The sequence below is a fragment of the Candidatus Schekmanbacteria bacterium genome (assembly GCA_016219965.1).
In the GTDB taxonomy this organism is placed as follows: domain Bacteria; phylum Schekmanbacteria; class GWA2-38-11; order GWA2-38-11; family J061; genus JACRJM01.
Genome location: JACRJM010000009.1, coordinates 35,901 through 56,864, shown reverse-complemented (window position 1 = coordinate 56,864; position 20,964 = coordinate 35,901). Strand labels below are relative to the sequence as shown.

The window sequence follows — 20,964 nt, the reverse complement described above, 5'->3', positions numbered from 1 at the left end:
AACACAATGTTTGCAAAACCTATCCTCTCTAAAGCCAATGTATTTTCAGCTCCCCTTCCACCTGCCTGAATTCCTTATCACCGGTAACAAGCTCAGCCTTCCGCAATTTTGCCAGAGCCGCCGCGAAACAGTCAGCATAAGACATTTTTTTTACTGCTTTGAATTCAGCAGCCTGTCTGGCAAGCTCCAAATCTGCCGGAATCAATTCTATTGGCAACGTAGAAATCAAATGGGCTAACTGGTCAGCCCGCTCGCGCCCGTCTTCCCGAAGTGTTATATAATAGATCTCTCCCCAATTCACTACGGAGAGAAGAGCTGGGCGTCCTGAATCCCTCGCATCCTGAAATATTTCAACCATCTTATCTTTTCCAGCTTCACCTTCAAAGAAGGCTATGAGGCTATAGCTGTCTAAAACTTTTTTTACAATCCTCACAGTACCCGTTCCTTTTTCTTTTCTTCCATCAGCGCCTTCATTAGCCTTCCCTTTGTTTTGGTTATCCCGGCAAGGCTTTTTATATACTCATCTGTGACTGGTTTAATAATTATTTTCTCATCCTGCTCATAAATAAAAACCTGTGTTCCTTTTTTGATGCCATACTTGCGGCGCAGTCTTGAGGGGATTACTATCTGTCCCTTGGATGTGACAAGCGATTTATCCATAAAATCTCCCATTAGATATACAATAAAATATAACCATAATAACAATGTACGTCAATTTATTTATAGTAATAACATATTTATATTGTATGTAAACTTATGACAGGTAATAATATTTGACATGAGAAATGAAGAATAAAGAGTGACTGAATTTCAGTAGTTTCCTGTAAGTAATCCTGTATAAAGACCAATCAGTTTTTTGCCGGCAATAATAAAAATCAGAGCTGCAAGAGAAAGGAAAACTCCGAATGGAATCGGGTATTTTCTTCCTTTCCCTCCAAAGAGTATCATGGCACCGCCTGCAAGGCTTCCGAGCAGCGAGCCGATAAACAGTGTGAATGCTGTTCCCATGATGCCTGTAAATGCACCGATCATGGCAAGAAGCTTTATATCACCTCCGCCCATACCTTCATCACCTGTTAACTTTTCATATGCCCATGCAATAAAAAAAAGCACTCCGCCGCCTGCGAGTATCCCTGCCAGTGAATCAATAAATTTTAATTCCCTGACAAAGCAACTCAATATCCCGAGAGGAATAAATCCCAGCGATATCTCGTCAGGTATGATCCTGTGAGTGATGTCAATACCGCTTACTATCAGAAGAGCCGACGTAAGAACGAGATAGACAGCAAACTCTGCGGAATAAGAGTAAACATAGTATATGGCAGAAAACAGTGACCCTGTAAGGATTTCAACCAGAGGGTATTGAAAAGATATTTTAACTCCGCAGTGCCTGCATTTTCCGGCAAGTACAATATAGCTTATTACCGGTATATTGTCATAGAAGCTGATAAGATTTCCGCACCGGGTGCAGTGAGAACGGGGAGTTACTATTGATTCCTCTCTGGGAAGTCTGTAGATGCAAACATTTATAAAACTACCGACACATAGACCTGCTGCAAAAATGAAAACTGAAAGTACCAGGCCAGGCATCATTCATCCGCTGAGTCGTCAGCTTCGAGGGCAACCTTTTCCACGTCAAGATCATCGGCGTCTACAGTCACCATTGTGGTGTCTTCAAGTTCGACTATGAGCTTACGCGTAATGGTGTTGACCTTTCTCACCTTCCCTGTCCTTCCATCATGCAAAGTCACCTTTTTGCCATATTTAGGCAGGTCTCGGTTTATCTCCTTGTATGTCGTGTATTCATACATAAGACAACACATGAGACGCCCGCAGATTCCGGAAAGTTTATTGGGATTCAAAGTCAGGTTCTGAGCTTTCGCCATTTTAATGGAAACAGGCTCAAACTCTTCAAGGAATGAGCTGCAGCAGAGTTCCCTGCCGCAATGACCGTAGCCCCCGATTATCCGTGCCTGGTCTCTTACTCCTATCTGCCTCATTTCAATTCTTGTTCTGAACTCATAAGCAAGGTCTTTTACGAGCTCCCTGAAGTCGATCCTGCCGTCAGCAATAAAATAAAATATTATTTTCGAGTCATCAAAGGAAGTGTCTACACGAACAATTTTCATCTGAAGATTGCGCGATTCAACTTTATCTCCGGCTTTTCTTAATACTTCCCTTTCCTTCTCCTTGTGTGTCTCTATTTTCTTAACATCATCATCTGTAGCTTTTCTTATTACTTTTTTAAATGATGAGATATCTGTCCCCTTGTGCGGGATAAAGGGATCGGATGTTACAATCGCAGCATCCTGTCCTTTATCAACTTCAACAATACAGTAATCACCCTTTTTTAGCTTAATCCCGGCAGTGATGAAATGATAAAGCTTACAGCATCCAATCAATCTCGTCCGTATTATCTCAGGTGTTTCCTCTTTTATTTCTGTTCCCTCTTGTTCCATCTTCCATCCTCAGGATTATAAACATATTGGAGCTTGCCAATATGAAATTATTTTTTTCTTAAAAACTTCTCCACCTCTTTGACTGCATTATACACCATCTCCTTCTCACTAACAGTTGAATCTATTATCTTTATCCTTTTTTTCTCTTTTTGCGCAAGCTTTAAGTAACCTTCTCTTACTCTGTTGTGGAATTCTTCGCTTTCTCTTTCAAACCTTCCTTCATCCCATCCATTGTTTTCATCATTCCTTCTCATGGCACGCCGCAATCCTATACGTACATCTACATCAAGAAGTATTGTAAGGTCAGGCTCCAAACCCCTGCATGCTATTTTATCGAGAGATTTCACTTCTTTTACCCCGAGGCCTCTTGCGTAACCCTGATAGGCAAGTGTAGCATCAGAAAATCTGTCACAAAGAACTATTTTCCCTTCATGGACGGCAGGAAAGATTATTTCCTCAACATGCTGTGCCCGGCTTGCACAGTATAGCATAAGTTCTGCCTTTGGTGTCATTGCAGAACTCTTCTGGGAAAGCAGTATCTTTCTTATCCTGTTACCTATCTTTGTTCCGCCCGGCTCCCTTGTGAGAACTACATCATGTCCCATCTTCTTTAGATATTGAGCCACATACTTTATAGCCGTAGTCTTACCGCATCCTTCAATCCCTTCGAAGGTGATAAAAACCCCATTTTTCTTGCTATTTCTATTCATAAGTATAGAGGCAGAATTAACACGTATAGATAAGATAAATCAACAATGAAAAGGGGTTGCAACTGCCTATCCGGAATAAATGAGAAGAAAATTTGTTCGATTCAATAAAATAAGATCATAGTCCACCAATTAAATTAAAAAAAACAGCAAGTTGAAGTGTTTTTCAGTTTTTTGCTCTTTTTCCAACAATAGCAATTTACAGCAAAAGAAGAGCAACGTGCTGGTTGAATAAAATGTTCAATTCTATTCTATGTTGATAACCACACGACTATTTTTAACACTGCACTTAACAATCTTTTAAACTGGATTGATTGAAAGGGGGTGGTAATCAGATAGAAACAAACCTTCCTGAACAGTTTTAAGGATTTCATAAACACGATTTAAACATAAATAGAAATTTCATTAAAATATTTTTCAACCGGGGGTTTATTTATGAAAATTGGGAGTAAAAGTTACAGGATAGCTTTACTTGCAGTTCTTTCTTTTGTTATTCTCACATGGGCAGTAGAATACAATCCAAAGATGCCTGGTGGATGGTATCAGGAAGCTGATTTAAACTCACGAAGATTTCTCCACGGAAGTGTAAATTTAGCTGACGGAAGAGTGTTGTCAACAGGAGGCACAAATGCTACCGGCGGACCAGCACTCACAAGCGCAGAAATCTATGACGCAACCACAAATACATGGACTTCTACCGGGTCAATGAACGTCGGTAGAATGAGCATGGGAATAGTCCTCCTAAATGACGGCAGAGTGCTCGTAAGCGGCGGAAGACTTGCCTACGGCGGCGGAACGACATTAATAACCAACAAAGCAGAGATATTTGACCCTGCAACAGGAGTCTGGACTCTGACCGGCTCAATGAATTATGCGAGAAGAAACCATCAGATGACTCTCCTTAGCGACGGCAGAGTGCTGGTCACGGGCGGTGGAGACAGAGCTAGCCTTGGAAGCTCTATTGCTCTTAAGACAGCGGAAATTTATGATCCCGCAACAGGGGCATTCACCTACATAGGCGACATGACAACACCGAGGCTTTTTCATGGTGCAGATCTTCTTCCTGACGGGACAGTACTCCTCACAGGAGGAACGCTTGTGGGCATCACAAATCCGCAATCCAGCGCAGAGATTTATGACCCGGCGGCAAACACCTTCACATATATAGGCAATATGAACAGTGTAAGGAACACACATGCTCATATGCTCTTAAACAATGGGAAAGTGCTGATTGCAGGCGGCGGTCTCACAGGAACTACCACAACAGCAACAGCAGAACTATATGACCCGGCGACAAGAACCTTCACATCAATAAAGTCAATGCCATCAATCAGAGGTAACCTTTTTTCAGTGGTAAAGCTTTATGATGGCTCAGTGCTTATTCCGGGCGGTGCAAATTCCCTTGGAATACTTAAAGACTGTTTTCTCTATGACCCTTATATGAATAACTGGACAATCACCGCTTCTTTGAAAGAAGGTGGAGATACTGCAGGGTATAACCTTCTGCCCGACGGACGCGTGCTTCGAAACGGCGGATTAAGTTATGACCTGAACCGCGTTCCTACTATTCAGGTAGAGAAGCTAACCCAGACTTATGTGGCGCCTGTTGACAGGCAGATAATAGGATTAAGAAATGTCATAAATGGACTGCCTTCCACATCATTTAACAATGGTGAAGCAAGCCGTGAATTGCTAATTGTAAAATTAAATAATATAAGCAAATTCGTAGGGCTTCACGAAGAAGAATATTCCAGCGGTAGCGGAGCTTTCTTGGGCCATACAATCAACAACAACGGCGTTTATCACAGACCGGGGTTACACTATCCTGAAACCTACTGCACCGGTTGTCATGGCGCAGATCTAACAGGCGGCGTTACAGCTCCATCATGCTATACATGCCACGGCGCAAAGTGGAGCACCGGAGGACCCTATGTAGATTACGGCAAGGCACTTTTAGAGACAAAAAACATGCTTAATAAACTTGACGGTTGCGGCACTGAGCCTGATTCAAATGATGCAATCATTGATTGCAACGAACAGAAACGTGTCCGTTCAATCCTTCAGGTACTTATAGACACCCTGGACAAGATGTCACAGCCCAATGCACTGCCTACTGTTTCTGTTTCTGCAACACCTACATCAGGAGTAATTCCTCTAAACGTAACATTTACATCAACAGCAAGTGACTCTGACGGCTCTATAGCAACATACTTCTGGGATTTCGGAGACTCAACAACAAGCTCCGAGATAAACCCGGTACATTCTTTCGCATGTCCGGGAACATTCAATGTATCATTAACAGTAACTGACAATCTCGGAGGAACAGCATCAGCAACAGTTCTTATAAATGTTGCAAGCGATGGCTCGGGAATTGTTAGATTCAAGTGCGATGTTGTTCCTGTGCTTGACCCGAACTGCCTCGGCTGCCACAGCGGCAGTGGTGCACTAGGCGGGCTTGATGTAAGCACAGTTTCAAAGATCTATCAGGGCGGTGCAAGCGGACCAGCAGTTATCCCCTTCGACGCGGATAACAGTCTGCTCATCACAAGAATCATAGACGGCACAATGCCTCCTGGCGGTTCAATCACACCAACACAGCTTCAGACTATCAAAGATTGGATTAATCAGGGAGCTTTGAGCAACTAACAAAAACAAAAGGGGAGGTTGATTTCAGCCTCCCCTGTATTTTCCTCTCTTGCTGCAAAAAAAACATATCTCTTCATCATCAGAGCGTGATGCAAACTCAGTTGAACAGACACTGCACGTTTTATTCCTGAAGGAAATAAGCTCGCGGGGAGAAGGGTTAACAATCTTTTTAGGGTCAAACAGAGGCTGTACTTTTATAGCCTTGCCGAGACAAATCTCCGCACACAAACCGCAGCTTATGCACCTGTCGTAACTGAACATCAGCTTTACTTTGTCTTCAGACTTCTCTTTGTATAATGCCGCAGTGGGGCAAAGTATCTGGCATACATCGCAACCAATACATTCAGCACTAATGGAAACATCACCAAAAGGTATATATATACCTCCGCTTCCATCATAAATGCTTCCATTGCCCATACCATCAAGTATCTTCTTTAAAAGGTTGCGCCTCGGGCTTTTCCCGCTTGTTTTTACATTTTCCTTCGGCGGCATTTTAATTGACTCAGTAACCATCTCACCTACCTTTAAAATGCCTTCACCCCTTAGTCTTTTAAAGAAATCCCTCCTTGAAAAACCTCCGGATGGGACACTGATATTTTTTTCTTTCTTTTCCCCGGCATTTTCCTCTTTCCTTATTTCCTGTGCTTGTCCTTTCTCCCATTTGATCCCGGCGCTTTCAGCTATAAGCCTTGCCAGACGATGGTTATATTTGAATACAGCATCCCCTCTCGACAGACTGCATGTTGGACAATCTCCGCTTTCGAACGTAATATTCGTAATGCCATTTTTCTTAAGCCAGAGAAGGATGTTTTCAGTCAATCTTCCCAGACATCTAATAGGTACAACCGGTCCCATCTCATTGTGCGCCATTCCGCATGCAAAAATAACAGAAGCGCCGTCAGTGCTGTTCTTTACCGCTGACATTGCAAGCTCGACTATATTGGCATCGCTTTCAAGACGTGATAGAAAAACTCCGGACGGACACGCAGAAATGCATAAACCACAGTTAAAACATTTCGCCTCATCTATCATCCCTTCAGACATTGAAATGGCATTTGCCGGACAAACTTCCATACATATATGGCAAGAGGATTTAGGGGATTTAAGAGTTGGGCATAGATATCCTGTAACTTCTATTTCTCCTCTTAAAATGCTCTTTATGGCTGCATCTATTATAGTAGATTTTATCATGATGTTTATTTTTTATAATCTGTACAGAGAAAGTCAAGACTATCCATGATTTACGAAGAAGATATAATATCAGCAGTCAATGCCCTTCAAACTCCCTGAGCAGATTCTTAAACTCAAGTTCGCGGAAAAGAAGTATGAGTTCCTCTTTTTTTGGTTCACCAAGTTTTAGCTCTTCAATGCTAATATCAAGCGGGACATTCCTTTCAAGAAGCACAAGCTTTTTACTGAGCAGTGCCTGTTCTTTAAAAGTATCTATCTTCTCTTTTACCTTCTTCTGCTTTATTGATGATGAATTTTCAATCAATGCCTCTATGCTCCCAAATTCCTGTATAAGATTCTTTGCAGTTTTCTCTCCAATACCTGGAACTCCGGGAATGTTATCTGACTGGTCTCCCATAAGTGCAAGAACGTCAGCAACTTTTGCAGGGGGAACACCGAAACGTTCAATCACTGCCATTTCATCAAACCATCTGTCGCGCATAGGATCATACATATTTATATTTTCATCTATCAACTGCATCATATCCTTGTCTGCGCTCACAAATGTAATATTGTAACCTTCCGCGACTCCTCTCACTGCAAGAGTTGCCATAATATCGTCAGCCTCAAAGCCCGCCTTTTCAAGCCCCGGGATGTTCATATAATCTACAATTGCCTTGATAAAAGGGATCTGCTGAACAAGCTCATCAGGCATACCGGGACGGTTGGCCTTGTAGTCCTCATATTCAACATGGCGGAATGTTTCTTCCTTTCTGTCATAGGCAACGGCAAGATATTCAGGCTGTTTCTCACGAATGAACTTTCTCAGCATATTGGTGACTGAGAGAATCGCGTTAGTGGGAATCCCTTTTGAATTGGAAAGCCGGGGCATGGCAAAAAATCCCCTGTACATATATGAGCTTCCGTCAATGAGATAAAGATGTTTTGTCATTTATATTTCAACAATTATAGTTTATTGTAGCTTTTAAATGTGTTAATTATAAAATTCAGTCAAGTAAAACTTTTCAGATCATAGACGCTTTTAACAAATTTGATTCCTTATATAAATTAATAAGGAGAATAAATATGTATGAAGCTAAACATAGCAAAAAAATTGCACTGTTAATTCTTCTGCTGATCTTTTCCGGTTGTTCCGCTTCGAAAGAACACGAATTCACTGTAAACATTGAATCCGTTAATAATACGGACACTGCATCAACAGGAAAGAGCTATCTCCTGGTCCCGGATGGAATTGAAAGCACTACTGGAAACCAGCGTTATGAAGAAGTCGCATCTTTACTGGATGAAGCGCTTACCGGGCATGGCTTTGTTCCTGCAAAAGAGAATGAACCAGCAGAAATGGTTATAAACTTCTCCTATGGTATAGGGAAGCCCCAGCAAATACAAACCACAAAAAAAATCCCTATATGGGATCAGATGAGCGTCAAGTCAGATCCTAATCAGGATAAAATAGTTTATTTGGGAACCAAATTCGGAGTATCCAGCAATGCGCCTGGGCAGGGTGTGGTAGGCTATACAGAAGTAAAAAAAACAATAACAGTCTTTGATAGATTTATCAGACTTGACGCGTATGACGGCAAAGAATATCAGAAAAAAAATAAAGTCCTTTTATGGAATATAAAAGCAACAAGCACTGGACCCTCATCTCAACCTGAAGAAGTTTTCCCTGTGCTTGTGACAGCATTAAAGCCCCACATGGCCACCAATAACATCCAATCTATCGTGCTTTATGACACTGATTCCTCTCTGGCTAAAGGAAAGAAACCTTATAAAAGTAAAATCTCCAGAGTACATTCTGAGGGTGGTCAAAGGATCGACAGCATCCGGCTTACCCCTTCCTTTTAATTATCATACTATTCATATCAATCATCAAGTATGAAACATTGATGAAGCCATTACATGGAATATTGCACTTTTTACGCTTAACACGACCTTGACATCAAGTGCCTTCTATGTAAAAAGCCATTGGGCAGAGGACAATGACATTGTCGCTCATGGCCGGGATAAGTTGTGAAATATAAGAAAAAAAAACAAAATGTTGCCCTGAGTTCCGTGATAGCAAGCTTCCTTCTTACTGGAATGAAACTTGTTGTAGGCATTGCTACAGGAAGCATCGGCATCATATCTGAAGCCGCTCATTCTGGTCTTGATTTCGGCGTCGCATCGCTTACCTATTTTGCAGTAAAGATCGGAGACAAGCCGGCTGACAAAGACCACCATTACGGCCACACCAAAGTAGAGAGTATCGCAGCACTCATCGAAAGCGGCATTTTGCTGATAGCAAGTTCCCTGATCATTTATGAAGCCGCTCACAGGCTCATGTACAGGGAAAGCGACGTCAAAGTCACATGGTATTCCGTCCTTGTTCTGATAATTTCCATGGTCGTTGACTTTTCAAGGTCCAGGGCATTGTCAAAAGTAGCTAAGGAAACAAAGAGCCAGGCGCTGGAAGCGGATGCGCTTCATTTCAATCTTGATATTTTCAGTTCCGCAGTAGTTCTTGGCGGACTTGTCTTCGTGGCAATTGGGATTACCTGGGCTGATGCAATTGCTGGTATCACTGTTGCAGTTATTGTTCTTTCTGCTGCTTTTCGTCTAGGGAAAAGAACTGTTAACGTTCTTACAGATGCAGCTCCGGAAGGTATAACTGAGCAGATAATTGCAGCGACAAAAACGGTAAATGGTGTTGTAAACATAGAAAAGATAAGGGTTAAGCCTGCGGGCCCTCACGTATTTGTTGAAATGACTGTAAACGTCAGCAGAAACCTGTCTATCGAAAGCGTACAGCTAATTTGCAGTACCATAGAAAGCCATGTCAGCAAAATATGCGAGATAGGTGACATAACTATTAACACCAAACCTGTTGCGCTGGACTGTGAGACTGTCGCTGAACGGGTTCATATAATAGGTATGAACCACAATATTAATGTCCATAATATTGCTACAACTACTGCTGAAGAGAAGGTTCTTGTAAGTTTCGATGTGGAAGTTGATCGTGGTCTGACAATAAAGGAGGCCCATGATATCGTTTCCAATTTTGAAGATGACATCAGAAAGGAGTTTAATAACAACATTGATATAAGTATACATATCGATCCTCTTCCGCCAGATGAAAAAGGAAGTACGCCACTGGCACCCGAAGTAGAAGATGATTTAAAAAAAATTATCATGCGTACTGCTGAAGAGATAGGCCACATATATGACGTTCAGAATATTCAGATACGCAAAACTGAAAAGGAAAGACTTTTTATATCCCTGCTTTGTTCCTTTGACAACTCCGTACTTCTAGATGAAGTACATTCTATAACAAAAGCTTTTGAATGGATGATTCTACAGAACATCCCAAATGCATACAGAGTAATCATCCATGCAGAACCTTTTTTTTAGTATCAGTCCTGCAAGAAATTTTATCAATAAAAAACCGGCAGAGTTGTCCACTTTCACTCTGCCGGCTGATGCGTTATAGCTTCAGGTTTTACAACTTATTTTTGTATAGTAACCTGAGATGTTCCGTACAGCGATGAGTCGCTCTTGCTAACAGCCTTGATTGTTATTTTGTTACTCCCGGTAAGTTTGGTGGGGGCTGCATATTTCGCTTTTCCACCTTTTTTAACCGGCGTTATGGTCCCTACTTCACTGTTGCCCCCAAGGACATCATTTACATACCAATCAAACTTTTGTGATGTTGTTGCAGATTTTTTCTTGCTTGATTTGGTTTTAATGTTTGCTGCAAGTTCCTTCTTCTTTCCTGCTTTTATACTAACTTTGCTCGGTTTAACTTCAACAACAGAAGATTTTTGTCCGGAGACTTTTGTTGTTGCCGACGCTTCATCCAGATCAGAATCGTCATCATCTATAGTTATTGTCCATGTTATATCACCTGATGCAATCGCTGTATAATCCGGAAATTCAAAGGTCTCAACATTAGCTTCTTCTTCATCATTATCTTCTTCTGATGAGGATGTGGTTTTATTAGCAGTAAGGGCTTGTTTATCACTCTCGTCATCGTCTCCATTTTCAGACCATTTAGCACCATGACAACTATAGCAAGACACTCCGACGCTTCCGCCCTTAAGGTCTGAACCATGACATTCGGTGCAGTTAGTCATCGGATCATTCAAGCCAGGTCTATGATAGACTCCGTCCTTGTTCACTGTATGCCCATTGGAACCTCCGGTATTGTTGCCATCTCCATTGCCACTTTCAGACCACTTTGCATCATGACAACTATAGCAGGATACTCCTACATCTCCACCCTTAAGATCCGAACCATGACATTCGGTACAGTTCGTCATCGGGTCCTTCAGGCCAGGTCTATGATAGACTCCGTCCTCATTTACTGTATGCCCATTGGAACCTCCGCCATTATTGTTGTCGTCATCATCGTCATCATCACCATCATCGCTATTTGCAGGATCAACAGAGATGGATATTGTCTGATTATAGATTTCCGCGTTATTCTGAATACCTTTTACAGTAGCATTTCGAGGTTCATTGGTCGTTCCATTATTTTCAGCAACCAACTTTATCTTAATAGATTTTCCTTCTTTCAATTTCACACTTTTTGTTACAGAAAACTCTTTAACATCATAGTCAACACTCTGGATTGTTGTGTCAGTTCCAGTCCCGGAAAGATTTACAGAAACTGTCGCCTCGTCCGGATCGGAGCTTGCAATCTGTAATGTTGCACTGCTTGCTGCGGCAGATGAAGGAGTAAAATCAACAGCTATTTCAACCGAGTTGTTAGCTGCAACTGTAAATGATACAGATGGTGTTGATGAATTAAGCGAAAAATCTGAACTGCCGCTGATTGAAAGACCGGTTACCGTAAGGTCAGCATTCCCGATGTTGCTTATAGCAGCTGTAAGTGTCTTGGTAGTGCCAACAACTTCTGTCCCGAAATCAAGAGCCGCAGGCAATACATTGATATCAGGCTGGGCAACAGAACTACCAGTCCCGGAAAGATTTACAGAAACTGTCGCCTCGTCCGGATCAGAGCTTGCAATCTGTAATGTTGCACTGCTTGCTGCGGCAGATGAAGGCGTATAATCTACGGCTATTTCAACTGAGTTGTTAGCTGCAACTGTAAAGGACACAGCCGGAGCTGATGAGTTAAGCTTAAAATCAGAACTGCCACTGATTGAAAGACCGGTTACAGTAAGGTCAGCATTACCGACATTGCTTATAGTGGCAGTAAGGGTCTTAGTTGCACCAATAACTTCTGTACCAAAACCAAGTGATACTGGAAGTACATTGATGTCAGGCTGCGTCATCGAGCTACCAGTCCCCGAAAGATTTACAGAAACTGTCGCTTCATCCGGGTCAGAGCTTGCAATCTGAAGGGTTGCAACCTTAGCACCTGTAGATGAAGGAATAAAATCAACAGCTACATCAACTGAAGCGTTAGCTGCAACTGTAAAGGATACAACCGGAGCTGATGAGTTAAGCTTAAAATCCGAACTACCGCTGATTGAAAGACCAGTTACCGTAAGGTCTGTATTGCCTATATTGTTTATAGTGGTCGTAAGAGTCTTCGTTGCACCAACTACTTCTGTACCAAAACCAAGTGATACTGGAAGTACATTGATGTCTGGTTGCAATACAGGGCTACCTGTCCCTGAAAGATTTACAGACACAGTAGCTTCATCCGGATCAGAGCTTGCAATCTGAAGGGTTGCAACCTTAGCACCTGTAGATGAAGGAATAAAATCAACAGCTACATCAACTGAAGCGTTAGCTGCAACTGTAAAGGACACAGCCGGAGCTGATGAGTTAAGCTTAAAATCAGAACTCCCGGTGATTGAAAGACCGGTTACCGTAAGACTTGCATTACCAATGTTATTTATAGTAGTCGTAAGAGTCTTCGTTGCACCAACTACTTCTGTACCAAAACCAAGTGATACTGGCAGCACATTGATATCTGGTTGGGGAACCGGATCACCAGTCCCCGAAAGATTTACTGAAACTGTCGCTTTGCTCGGGTCAGAGCTTGCAATCTGAAAAGTTCCAACCTTTGCACCCGTAGATGAAGGTGTAAAATCAACAGATATATTAACTGAGGCACTGGGTGCAACTGTTAATGGTGTAGCCGGCACAGATGAGTTAAGCTTAAAATCCGAACTACCGGTGATTGAAAGACCGGTAACACTAAGGTTAGCATTCCCACTGTTGCTTATAGTGGCTGCAAGCGTCTTGGTTACGCCAACAACTCCTGAACCAAAAGCAAGAGACGCCGGCGACACGTTAATGGCAGGCTGTGTAGCTGCCGCAGGATCTAAATTAGAAATTGCTGGAGCTGTTTGATTTAAAACAGTTGAACTAGTATTATATCTGGTATTATTAGCGCCTGATGTCCATCCTGGTTGTGCGTTTGCGTTGATTTCTACCAGGTTAGATGAGTTCGTAGGATCTCCATCAGAGTTTAGAGACTCTACAGCAGCAAGTGCCTGACTAATTGTTTTTCCATTATTATTAATTTCTAACCTTAAGGCCCAACCATAGGCATTCCATGTTGATGTTGAAGAAGTAAAATGACAGAAGCGGCATTTAGATCCCAAAGCAGTATTAACATTATTCACTGACTGCGATGAAGGATAGCGTGTCTGCCATGTTGTTACATAATTGCTTTGCGCAAAAACTGAACTTGAAAAAATCGACATTAAAAAAACTGCTAATACAATACATCTGCTTTTCATCTTCTACTCCCCTTTCATAATGTTGTTAAATAACTCCTCGTGTTCATTACACAGTGCGTATATTTCGAAACTTCATTCCTTCATTTTTTACAGGTTTAATCTTTTGGGAAATCCCACAACCTAGTTGCAATTATGCAATTGTCGTTCCATATTCGGAATATTTTTCAGAATATTCTTTATAAATTTATTAATTATATTATATGATGTTGTAGTATAAATAATTACAACAACAGCCCAGTCAATTAATGTTTCTGTTTTTAAACATCGTTTACTTTTAAACTGAAACGTCATTTAATTTACCATCCCTATAAAATTGGAAATTAAATTTACACGCAATAAGGAAAATTTTTTTCATATTTAAAAAATTTTTTTCACGAAAGTTTTCCATAATTTTTTCTTTGTTATAAAGTCGTAAATAAAAAAGCCTGTTCTCCGGACGCGAAGAACAGGCTTTTATTTATCGAACCTGTAATGTGTCTCTTCGGCAGCCCGACCATCCCGCAAAGGATTCGAAGCTTTGTGCCCCCTGCTTGCACAGGGTTTACCATTTCGGAGACTTCCTAATCCCAAAATTTACTTTTTAGTTTTCTCTGATTACTTCCTTTCCATTATTTTTTTCTAGTTCGTCTGGTACATGCAAGTCTTGTTCCAAAACAAAAAAACACTTTTCATTTTTCTATTAAAAAAGTGAACCAACATGCTCAAATAAAACGAGATATTAACTAAAATTATTGTTAAAAAATGAAACATCAAAACTTGAAGAAAAACTATAAATCGAGGCTTGAAATGCTGTTCAATTTTGTACAACAACGCCAAGCAAATGACTTTTCATAAACGAATATAACATTAGAACAATCGTTATTTTCATTATTTTTTGCTTCCGTTAAATTGCAAAATTACAATGTGTTAACTTCTTTTCTATCTAAAGATAAAGACTCCTAACATAGAAAAAACCAACTGCATTTCATATACATTTGATTAAAATTCAAATTGACTCTCATTAACACACCACATCATTTTACCATGCTCAGCAAAGACCCATTTGTTAAAAAATGAGTTAGCGTTTAAGTCGCTTATATGCAGATAAAAAAGTCTCCTTGACAAGCACCCCTTCTTCAATATAGTTCCATAACAGCAACCTTAAAAGAAACGGATAATGCCATGATTTTAATAGGTTCTGATCACGGTGGATTTGAGCTCAAAGAAACAATAAAAAAATACCTTGAAAAAAAATGTATCCCCTATCAAGACTTGGGAACGGAATCAAATAACTCAGTCGATTATCCGGCGTATGCCATAGAAGTTGCACGCCGCATATCTGAGAAGAAAGCTGATTCAGGGATATTGATATGCGGTACAGGCATCGGGATGTCCATAGTGGCCAACAAATTTCCGGGAGTACGGGCGACACTTTGTTGCAATACATATACAGCGAAGATGAGCAGGGAACACAACAACTCAAATATTCTTATCCTTGGCGGGAGAACAATTGAACAGGAACATGCAGTTGAAATAACCGAAGTCTGGCTTACAACAGAATTTGAAGGAGGGCGGCACCAGAAGAGGCTTGACCGCATAACAACACTTGAAAACGAACTTTTTGGAAAAAATAATAACAACACAAGGAGTACTGGAGTGAAAAGACTAAGCGAAGTTGATCCGGAACTTGCAGAAGCAATAAGAAAAGAAACAGAACGGCTTGAATACAAGCTTGAACTCATTGCATCTGAAAACATTGTAAGTGAAGCTGTTCTCGAAGCACAGGGATGCATTATGACCAACAAATACGCCGAAGGTTTACCGGGAAAAAGATATTACGGCGGCTGCCAGTTTGTAGATGTTGCCGAAGATCTTGCCAGGGAACGTGCAAAAAAGTTGTTCGGAGCGAAATTCGTAAACGTCCAGCCCCATTCCGGTTCGCAGGCAAACATGGGAGTTTATTTTTCTGTATGCAAACCGGGCGACAACGTGCTTGGCATGAACCTTTCACATGGCGGGCACTTAACTCATGGAAGTCCTGTGAATTTTTCAGGCATGCTTTATAACATAAAATTTTACGGCGTAAGACAGGACACGGAAACAATTGATTACGACGAGGTGAGAAAACTTGCGAAAGAGCACAAACCGCGCCTCATTGTTGTAGGGGCAAGTGCATACCCCAGACAGATAGATTTCAAAGCGTTCAGGGAAATAGCAGATGAAACTGGAGCCATGGTGATGGCTGATATTGCTCACTATGCAGGGCTTGTGGTAGCAGGTCTTTTCCCTAACCCGGTCCCTTATTGCGAGTTCGTCACCACAACAACCCATAAGACACTTCGCGGACCACGCGGAGGAATGATAATGACAAATAACGAAGAACTTGCAAAGCTCATGGATAAAAACATATTCCCCGGAATTCAGGGTGGACCGTTGATGCACGTAATCGCTGCAAAGGCAGTTGCTTTCAAGGAGGCCTTAAGCGATGAATTTAAGAATTACCAGAAGCAGATTATCAAAAATGCCCAGACACTGGCGTCGGAGCTTGTAAAAAGAGGGTTTCACCTTGTATCAGGGGGAACAGACACACACCTGATGCTTGTAAATTTAAACAATAAGAATCTCACAGGCAAGGATGCAGAGGCTGCACTTGAAAAAGCAGGAATAACAGTAAACAAAAACACTGTTCCCTTTGAAACAAGAAGCCCCTTTGTAACAAGCGGAATAAGAATAGGTACTCCGGCAGTTACTACAAAGGGATTAAAAGAACCTGAAATGAAGATAATAGCCGGCTGGATAAACGATGTCCTTGAGCACAAGGATGACCAGGCAACCGCGGAACGAGTAAAAGCAGAAGTGAAAGAGCTCTGCAAGAAGTTTCCATTTTATGCTCACAGGCTCCAATAAAAAAATACAAAGAATATGAAAAGACCCTCATGGAACGAATATTTCATGCAGATTGCCATGATTGTAAAGTCAAGGTCGACTTGCCTTCGCCGTCAGGTGGGCTGTGTTATAGTAAAAGATAAAAAAATTCTCGCTACCGGATATAATGGCGCGCCTTCAGGTCTTTCACACTGCCTTGAGATAGGTTGCATGAGAGAAAAGCTCGGAATACCTTCAGGAGAGCGCCACGAGCTTTGCCGTGCACTCCATGCTGAGCAGAATGCTATTATCCAGTCAGCAGTTTCGGGAGCTACCATATCAGGAGGAACCATATTTTGCACTCATTATCCCTGTTCGCTGTGTGCAAAGATGCTTATAAATTCAAAGATAAAAGAGATATACTTCATCGAGGGATACCCTGATGAGCTAGCAAAAGAACTTCTCGCAGAAGCCGGCATATGCTCTTATAAGGTTGACCTGCCATGAGATGCCCTGCATGCGGACATATTGAAGACAAGGTCGTTGATTCAAGGGAAGACAAGGATGGAAGGCGGATCAGGAGAAGAAGGGAATGTCTGAAGTGCAGAACCAGGTTTACCACCTACGAACACATAGAAGAAATTTCAGTAATGGTCATAAAAAAGGATGGCAGACGGGAACCTTTTGACAGACAAAAAATCCTCTCAGGCATAACAAAGGCATGCGAGAAAAGGCCTATCAGCGTTGACGCCATGGAAAGACTTGCCGAGGAGGTAGAGCATGCTGTGCAGGAACTGGGAGAAAAAGAGGTTTCGAGCACAAAGATAGGCGAAATAGTTGTTAATAGACTGCATGAACTTGATGACGTAGCCTATGTCAGATTTGCATCTGTTTACAGGCAGTTCAGGGATATTAATGAGTTCATGAAAGAGTTGTCAGGACTGCTTAACCAGAGAAAAAAGAAATCAAAGAAAAAATAATGGATCGAATTTCGCCTGTTACAGCAGGCTAAAGCATTCACAATGGATATTACTATCAAAGACAGCGACATAAAAATGCTTCACAATGATTTTCCGGTATTCAGAAAATATATTTACATGAACACCGGATGGTGCGCCCCGCGCAGCAAAAAAGTGCAGGGCGCGATAGATGCCTTTTCAGCAACAGAGATTGAAGAGGGAGTCGCCAACCTGGATGTATGGAAGCTTCATGAGGCTGCGCGCAACTCTCTGCGGAAGAGGCTTGCAGCATTTTTCAGTGCTGATGAAGATGAAATTGCAATTACCCAGAACACGTCATCAGGGATAAATATTGTAGTCACTTGCCTTGATTTTAAGCAAGAAGATGAAATAATAATTTCTTCAGAAGAGCATCCTGCCGGTATAGTCCCATGGATTCAGCTTAAAAGGCTGAAAGGAGTAAATATCAAAATTCTAAATGTTGAACCTCCTGAAGTTTTACTGAATTCGCTCAGAAAAAAAATAACCAGGAAAACAAAGCTTATAATGTTAAGCCATATATCCTGTATGTCCGGATACAGATTCCCAATAAAGCAAATCTCAGAGATCTCAAGAGAATGCGGTATTCCACTGCTTGTTGACGGTGCTCAGTCGGCAGGACATATCAATGTGGACTTTAATGAAATCGGATGTGATTTCTATGCTATCCCCGGCCAAAAGTGGATGCTTGGACCTGAAAGTACCGGAGCTCTTTTCGTCCGGCGTGATCTCCTTGCCAAGACTGAGAGCATCAATGCCGGTTACAGATCTATCAAATCACTTGATACAGAAAGACTTGAAATGGAGATTCACCCGGCTGCCAGAAGGTTTGAAATGTACGATACAAACTGCAGCCTGGTGGCAGGACTTGATGCTGGTGTTGAAATCCTGACCGAATTCGGGATAAAAGCTGTTGAGGAGAGGATTCGATTCCTTGCAGAAAAAATGATAGAAGGTCTCGCTAATAACAAGAACATAAAAGTCCTGACGCCATCAAGCTATGACGGTAAACCTGACTCAGGGCTTGTTGCCTTAAAGATCAATGGCCGTGACGCTTCATCATTAACAAAAGAGCTCTACGAGAAGCATCGAATAATTGTACGTTATTTCACCAAAGAAAATATTCTCCGTTTTTCAGTTAACTTTTTCAATACTGAAGAAGAAATATCAAAAGCAGTATATTCATTAAACAAACTTGCAGTATAGGCAGAGCTTTTCAGCTTTTATATTGATTTGGTAATGGTTTTTATTTAACGTTAAAATATGGAAACTTTAAAAAATAATGTAATGAGAAAAGCAGTGCTGTTTGTCATACTTTTTTTTGCTTCAGGTATGTTATGCGCAAAGGCTGCAGACACTATTCAATCCTTTGAAAACGGTAGAATAAACTGGTCAAAAGGATTTGTCTATGCATGGGGTAGCGCCCCGGTTGACGCTTCTGTCAGTCCTTACAGGCTTTCAAAGGAGCTGGCGGAAAGAAATGCCATAATAAAAGCAAAAGAAAATCTTATAGATATTCTAAAGCAGGTTAAACTTGATTCAAAGATTTCAGTGGAAGATCTCAGTTCAAAAATCAAATTAGTAGGCGCCAAGATAAGCAATGCTGCAAAGGTTGCTGATATCAAGAACGAGCTTATCAGAGATGATTTTGTAAGAACGACTGTAACCCTGAAAATTTACGGCAATTTTTCACAGTCTCTTCTCCCTTATACAAAAGAAACGCGAGTGGAAAAAAATCCTGATGAAGCCCTTATAGAAGAATTGCGCGAGCGACAAGCTATGAGGGTGACTTCACAATCCCCTAAAACACCTGTGGCTGTGGTTACCGGAAAATATTCCGGACTTATAATTGACGCACGTCATACAAAAACTACTCCGGTAATGTTCCCCAAAATAACTGATGAGAGCGGGAAAGAAATATACAGCTTCTCCAAACTGTCAGTTAAAAACATTCCGGACGAGAGTTTTGTTCTCTACACGAAAGATATTAAAAGCGCTCTTTCAAATCCCAAAGCAGGAACACGTCCTCTTGTTCTGAGGGCATTGATAAAGATCAGAACTGATGAAAGCGGAATAATATTATCCAATAAGGATTCAAGAAAGATAGAGTACGAAAATAAGAAAAGCAAATTTCTTGATGCAGGTAATGTAATAATAGTGCTCGATTAATGGAAAAGCGCTTCATAAGCGACTATTTTGACAAACTGCCCGATGACCAGAGGCTTCTCTTAACACTCTCGTCATTGTCTTATCTTAAAAACCCCGCTAAAGAAAATTCAGGAATTGATCTTGCCCAGAATTCTATCTGGGACAGGGCAATGGGGATATTCTTTAATACCGGCCTTTCTAATATTATTTTTTATAATCTTAAGCAGACAGGCCATTTAAATTCAATTCCAATCAGGGTAAAGGAAAAGCTCGAACAACTCTACCACTCCAACGCTGCAAGAAACCTTCTTATCATGAATATTCTCAAACATATTTCTGAAATAACCCTAAAACACGGAAAAGAAATTATGCTCATGCAGGGAACGGCATTGATTTCGTCAGTATACGAACATCCTTCTCTCAGATATTTAAGTGATATTGATATAATGGTAAAATCCTCAGAGGTGCTGGAATTTGAAAAAATACTTTTAGAAAACGGTTTTAAGTGTTCAAATTTTCCCGGCAATACCAAGTGGTGTATTGATAATCTTAATCACCTTCCGCATTATTACTATCAAGATTTTGCTTCTCCATTAGAGGTACATTTTAAATTTGCTGAGATTTTCACAGGAGTTTCTCCGCAAACAAACTGGTTCTGGGAAGGCAAAACACTTTTGCCGGAAACACAAAACATTTTCATACCGTCACCTGAGAATCTAATGCTTTCAATATCTCTCCATATATCCAAGAAATCACACATTACAGACCTTACTATGCTTCCACGTCACTGTTGCGATATGGATGCGATTTTTTCAAAATGCGGCAACACCTTATTATCAGATTCATTTATTAAAAAAACTGTAGATCTTAATCTTGCTGAGCCTCTCTATTATTCATGCAGAATAGGAGCTTTCGTTCTGTCATCAGAAAAATTTGAAGAACTTGCTGAAAAACTTAAACCTCTGGTATCACCATCACTGCTGCGATTCACTGAAACTATGGTGGACAATATTTTAGCCGGTATAAACACCAAGATAACACTCGCAGGATGGGAAACTTTCTTTATGCAGCCTACTCTGGTGAAAAAAGTTATTTTCTTTCTAAGACATATTTGCCCGCCAGTTTCGACAATGAAGGAAATCTATGGACCACCCGCATCTGGGGGAATGCTTCTACTTTATTATCTTTACAGGCCATTTCACCTTCTGAGGATTTTTTCCTTTAAAAGGGTTAAAACATCATCTATTCTGGCAGACATAAAAAAGAGACATTAGGA

17 protein-coding genes and 1 riboswitch are annotated in these 20,964 nt (G+C 41.1%); of the genes, 9 read left to right on the top strand and 8 right to left on the bottom strand.

What is annotated here, in order from left to right; all coding sequences use genetic code 11:
• Nucleotides 1–28: 28 nt before the first annotated feature.
• From HZA77_11175 to HZA77_11155, 5 genes are all read right to left on the bottom strand, one after another.
• The gene (locus tag HZA77_11175; protein ID MBI5375988.1) at nt 29–433 is read right to left on the bottom strand and encodes a type II toxin-antitoxin system VapC family toxin; all 405 of its coding nucleotides are present in this window, start codon (nt 431–433) and stop codon (nt 29–31) included.
• Nucleotides 430–660 carry an AbrB/MazE/SpoVT family DNA-binding domain-containing protein gene (locus HZA77_11170; protein ID MBI5375987.1) on the bottom strand — a complete coding sequence of 77 codons (231 nt, stop codon included), beginning with the start codon at nt 658–660 and terminating at the stop codon, nt 430–432. Before HZA77_11170 ends, HZA77_11175 begins: the two co-directional genes overlap by 4 nt.
• A 150-nt stretch (nt 661–810) precedes the next feature.
• Nucleotides 811–1,593 carry a prepilin peptidase gene (locus tag HZA77_11165; GenBank protein ID MBI5375986.1) on the bottom strand — a complete coding sequence of 261 codons (783 nt, stop codon included), beginning with the start codon at nt 1,591–1,593 and terminating at the stop codon, nt 811–813.
• Nucleotides 1,590–2,459, bottom strand: coding sequence for a stage 0 sporulation protein (locus HZA77_11160; GenBank protein MBI5375985.1), 870 nt, complete (start codon nt 2,457–2,459; stop codon nt 1,590–1,592). The genes HZA77_11165 and HZA77_11160 overlap by 4 nt, the downstream gene beginning before the upstream one ends.
• Before the next feature lie 47 nt (nt 2,460–2,506).
• Nucleotides 2,507–3,169, bottom strand: a complete 663-nt coding sequence (locus tag HZA77_11155; protein MBI5375984.1) for a dTMP kinase — start codon at nt 3,167–3,169, stop codon at nt 2,507–2,509.
• Nucleotides 3,170–3,601: 432 nt separating this feature from the next.
• Here HZA77_11155 and HZA77_11150 point away from each other — a divergent pair, with 432 nt between their 5' ends.
• A complete protein-coding gene (locus HZA77_11150; protein MBI5375983.1) occupies nt 3,602–5,812 on the top strand; it encodes a PKD domain-containing protein in 2,211 nt (736 codons plus the stop codon).
• A gap of 24 nt (nt 5,813–5,836) precedes the next feature.
• Here HZA77_11150 and HZA77_11145 read toward each other — a convergent pair whose 3' ends face one another.
• Both HZA77_11145 and HZA77_11140 read right to left on the bottom strand, forming a co-directional pair.
• A complete protein-coding gene (locus tag HZA77_11145) occupies nt 5,837–7,003 on the bottom strand; it encodes a 4Fe-4S binding protein (GenBank protein ID MBI5375982.1) in 1,167 nt (388 codons plus the stop codon).
• Nucleotides 7,004–7,079: 76 nt separating this feature from the next.
• Nucleotides 7,080–7,934: a hypothetical protein gene (locus HZA77_11140; protein ID MBI5375981.1), complete on the bottom strand. Its 855-nt coding sequence runs from the start codon at nt 7,932–7,934 to the stop codon at nt 7,080–7,082.
• 134 nt (nt 7,935–8,068) lie between these two features.
• Between HZA77_11140 and HZA77_11135 the strand changes: the two genes are divergently transcribed.
• Together HZA77_11135 and HZA77_11130 are read left to right on the top strand one after the other, a co-directional pair.
• Nucleotides 8,069–8,848, top strand: coding sequence for a hypothetical protein (locus HZA77_11135; protein ID MBI5375980.1), 780 nt, complete (start codon nt 8,069–8,071; stop codon nt 8,846–8,848).
• 165 nt (nt 8,849–9,013) lie between these two features.
• Nucleotides 9,014–10,390 (top strand): cation diffusion facilitator family transporter, encoded by a 1,377-nt coding sequence (locus HZA77_11130; GenBank protein ID MBI5375979.1) that lies wholly within the window; start codon nt 9,014–9,016, stop codon nt 10,388–10,390.
• Nucleotides 10,391–10,485: 95 nt separating this feature from the next.
• Here HZA77_11130 and HZA77_11125 read toward each other — a convergent pair whose 3' ends face one another.
• A complete protein-coding gene (locus tag HZA77_11125; GenBank protein MBI5375978.1) occupies nt 10,486–13,698 on the bottom strand; it encodes a choice-of-anchor D domain-containing protein in 3,213 nt (1,070 codons plus the stop codon).
• A 480-nt stretch (nt 13,699–14,178) separates the two neighbouring features.
• Nucleotides 14,179–14,254: riboswitch (cyclic di-GMP riboswitch) on the bottom strand.
• Nucleotides 14,255–14,859: 605 nt separating this feature from the next.
• Between HZA77_11125 and rpiB the strand changes: the two genes are divergently transcribed.
• From rpiB to HZA77_11095, 6 genes are read left to right on the top strand one after another with little or no spacing between them, the layout of a single operon-like run.
• Nucleotides 14,860–16,584: a ribose 5-phosphate isomerase B gene (gene rpiB / locus HZA77_11120; protein ID MBI5375977.1), complete on the top strand. Its 1,725-nt coding sequence runs from the start codon at nt 14,860–14,862 to the stop codon at nt 16,582–16,584.
• 15 nt (nt 16,585–16,599) lie between these two features.
• Entirely contained in the window at nt 16,600–17,049 is a 450-nt protein-coding gene (locus HZA77_11115; protein MBI5375976.1) for a cytidine/deoxycytidylate deaminase family protein, read from the top strand.
• Nucleotides 17,046–17,522 carry a transcriptional repressor NrdR gene (gene nrdR / locus HZA77_11110; GenBank protein MBI5375975.1) on the top strand — a complete coding sequence of 159 codons (477 nt, stop codon included), beginning with the start codon at nt 17,046–17,048 and terminating at the stop codon, nt 17,520–17,522. The genes HZA77_11115 and nrdR overlap by 4 nt, the downstream gene beginning before the upstream one ends.
• Before the next feature lie 42 nt (nt 17,523–17,564).
• On the top strand, nt 17,565–18,746 hold the full coding sequence (locus HZA77_11105) for an aminotransferase class V-fold PLP-dependent enzyme (GenBank protein MBI5375974.1): 1,182 nt from the start codon (nt 17,565–17,567) through the stop codon (nt 18,744–18,746).
• Between the two features lie 57 nt (nt 18,747–18,803).
• Nucleotides 18,804–19,709: a hypothetical protein gene (locus HZA77_11100; GenBank protein ID MBI5375973.1), complete on the top strand. Its 906-nt coding sequence runs from the start codon at nt 18,804–18,806 to the stop codon at nt 19,707–19,709.
• Nucleotides 19,709–20,962, top strand: coding sequence for a nucleotidyltransferase family protein (locus HZA77_11095; protein MBI5375972.1), 1,254 nt, complete (start codon nt 19,709–19,711; stop codon nt 20,960–20,962). Before HZA77_11100 ends, HZA77_11095 begins: the two co-directional genes overlap by 1 nt.
• Nucleotides 20,963–20,964: the final 2 nt, after the last annotated feature.

What these genes read in the sequence shown, in the direction of transcription:
- nrdR (MBI5375975.1), top strand. Translation starts at nt 17,046, where the DNA reads ATGAGATGCCCTGCATGCGGACATATTGAAGACAAGGTCGTTGATTCA.
- HZA77_11145 (MBI5375982.1), bottom strand. Translation starts at nt 7,003, where the DNA reads ATGATAAAATCTACTATAATAGATGCAGCCATAAAGAGCATTTTAAGA.
- HZA77_11115 (MBI5375976.1), top strand. Translation starts at nt 16,600, where the DNA reads ATGAAAAGACCCTCATGGAACGAATATTTCATGCAGATTGCCATGATT.
- HZA77_11095 (MBI5375972.1), top strand. Translation starts at nt 19,709, where the DNA reads ATGGAAAAGCGCTTCATAAGCGACTATTTTGACAAACTGCCCGATGAC.
- HZA77_11160 (MBI5375985.1), bottom strand. Translation starts at nt 2,459, where the DNA reads ATGGAACAAGAGGGAACAGAAATAAAAGAGGAAACACCTGAGATAATA.
- HZA77_11150 (MBI5375983.1), top strand. Translation starts at nt 3,602, where the DNA reads ATGAAAATTGGGAGTAAAAGTTACAGGATAGCTTTACTTGCAGTTCTT.
- HZA77_11105 (MBI5375974.1), top strand. Translation starts at nt 17,565, where the DNA reads ATGGATATTACTATCAAAGACAGCGACATAAAAATGCTTCACAATGAT.
- HZA77_11100 (MBI5375973.1), top strand. Translation starts at nt 18,804, where the DNA reads ATGGAAACTTTAAAAAATAATGTAATGAGAAAAGCAGTGCTGTTTGTC.
- rpiB (MBI5375977.1), top strand. Translation starts at nt 14,860, where the DNA reads ATGATTTTAATAGGTTCTGATCACGGTGGATTTGAGCTCAAAGAAACA.
- HZA77_11135 (MBI5375980.1), top strand. Translation starts at nt 8,069, where the DNA reads ATGTATGAAGCTAAACATAGCAAAAAAATTGCACTGTTAATTCTTCTG.
- HZA77_11170 (MBI5375987.1), bottom strand. Translation starts at nt 660, where the DNA reads ATGGATAAATCGCTTGTCACATCCAAGGGACAGATAGTAATCCCCTCA.
- HZA77_11155 (MBI5375984.1), bottom strand. Translation starts at nt 3,169, where the DNA reads ATGAATAGAAATAGCAAGAAAAATGGGGTTTTTATCACCTTCGAAGGG.
- HZA77_11165 (MBI5375986.1), bottom strand. Translation starts at nt 1,593, where the DNA reads ATGATGCCTGGCCTGGTACTTTCAGTTTTCATTTTTGCAGCAGGTCTA.
- HZA77_11140 (MBI5375981.1), bottom strand. Translation starts at nt 7,934, where the DNA reads ATGACAAAACATCTTTATCTCATTGACGGAAGCTCATATATGTACAGG.
- HZA77_11125 (MBI5375978.1), bottom strand. Translation starts at nt 13,698, where the DNA reads ATGAAAAGCAGATGTATTGTATTAGCAGTTTTTTTAATGTCGATTTTT.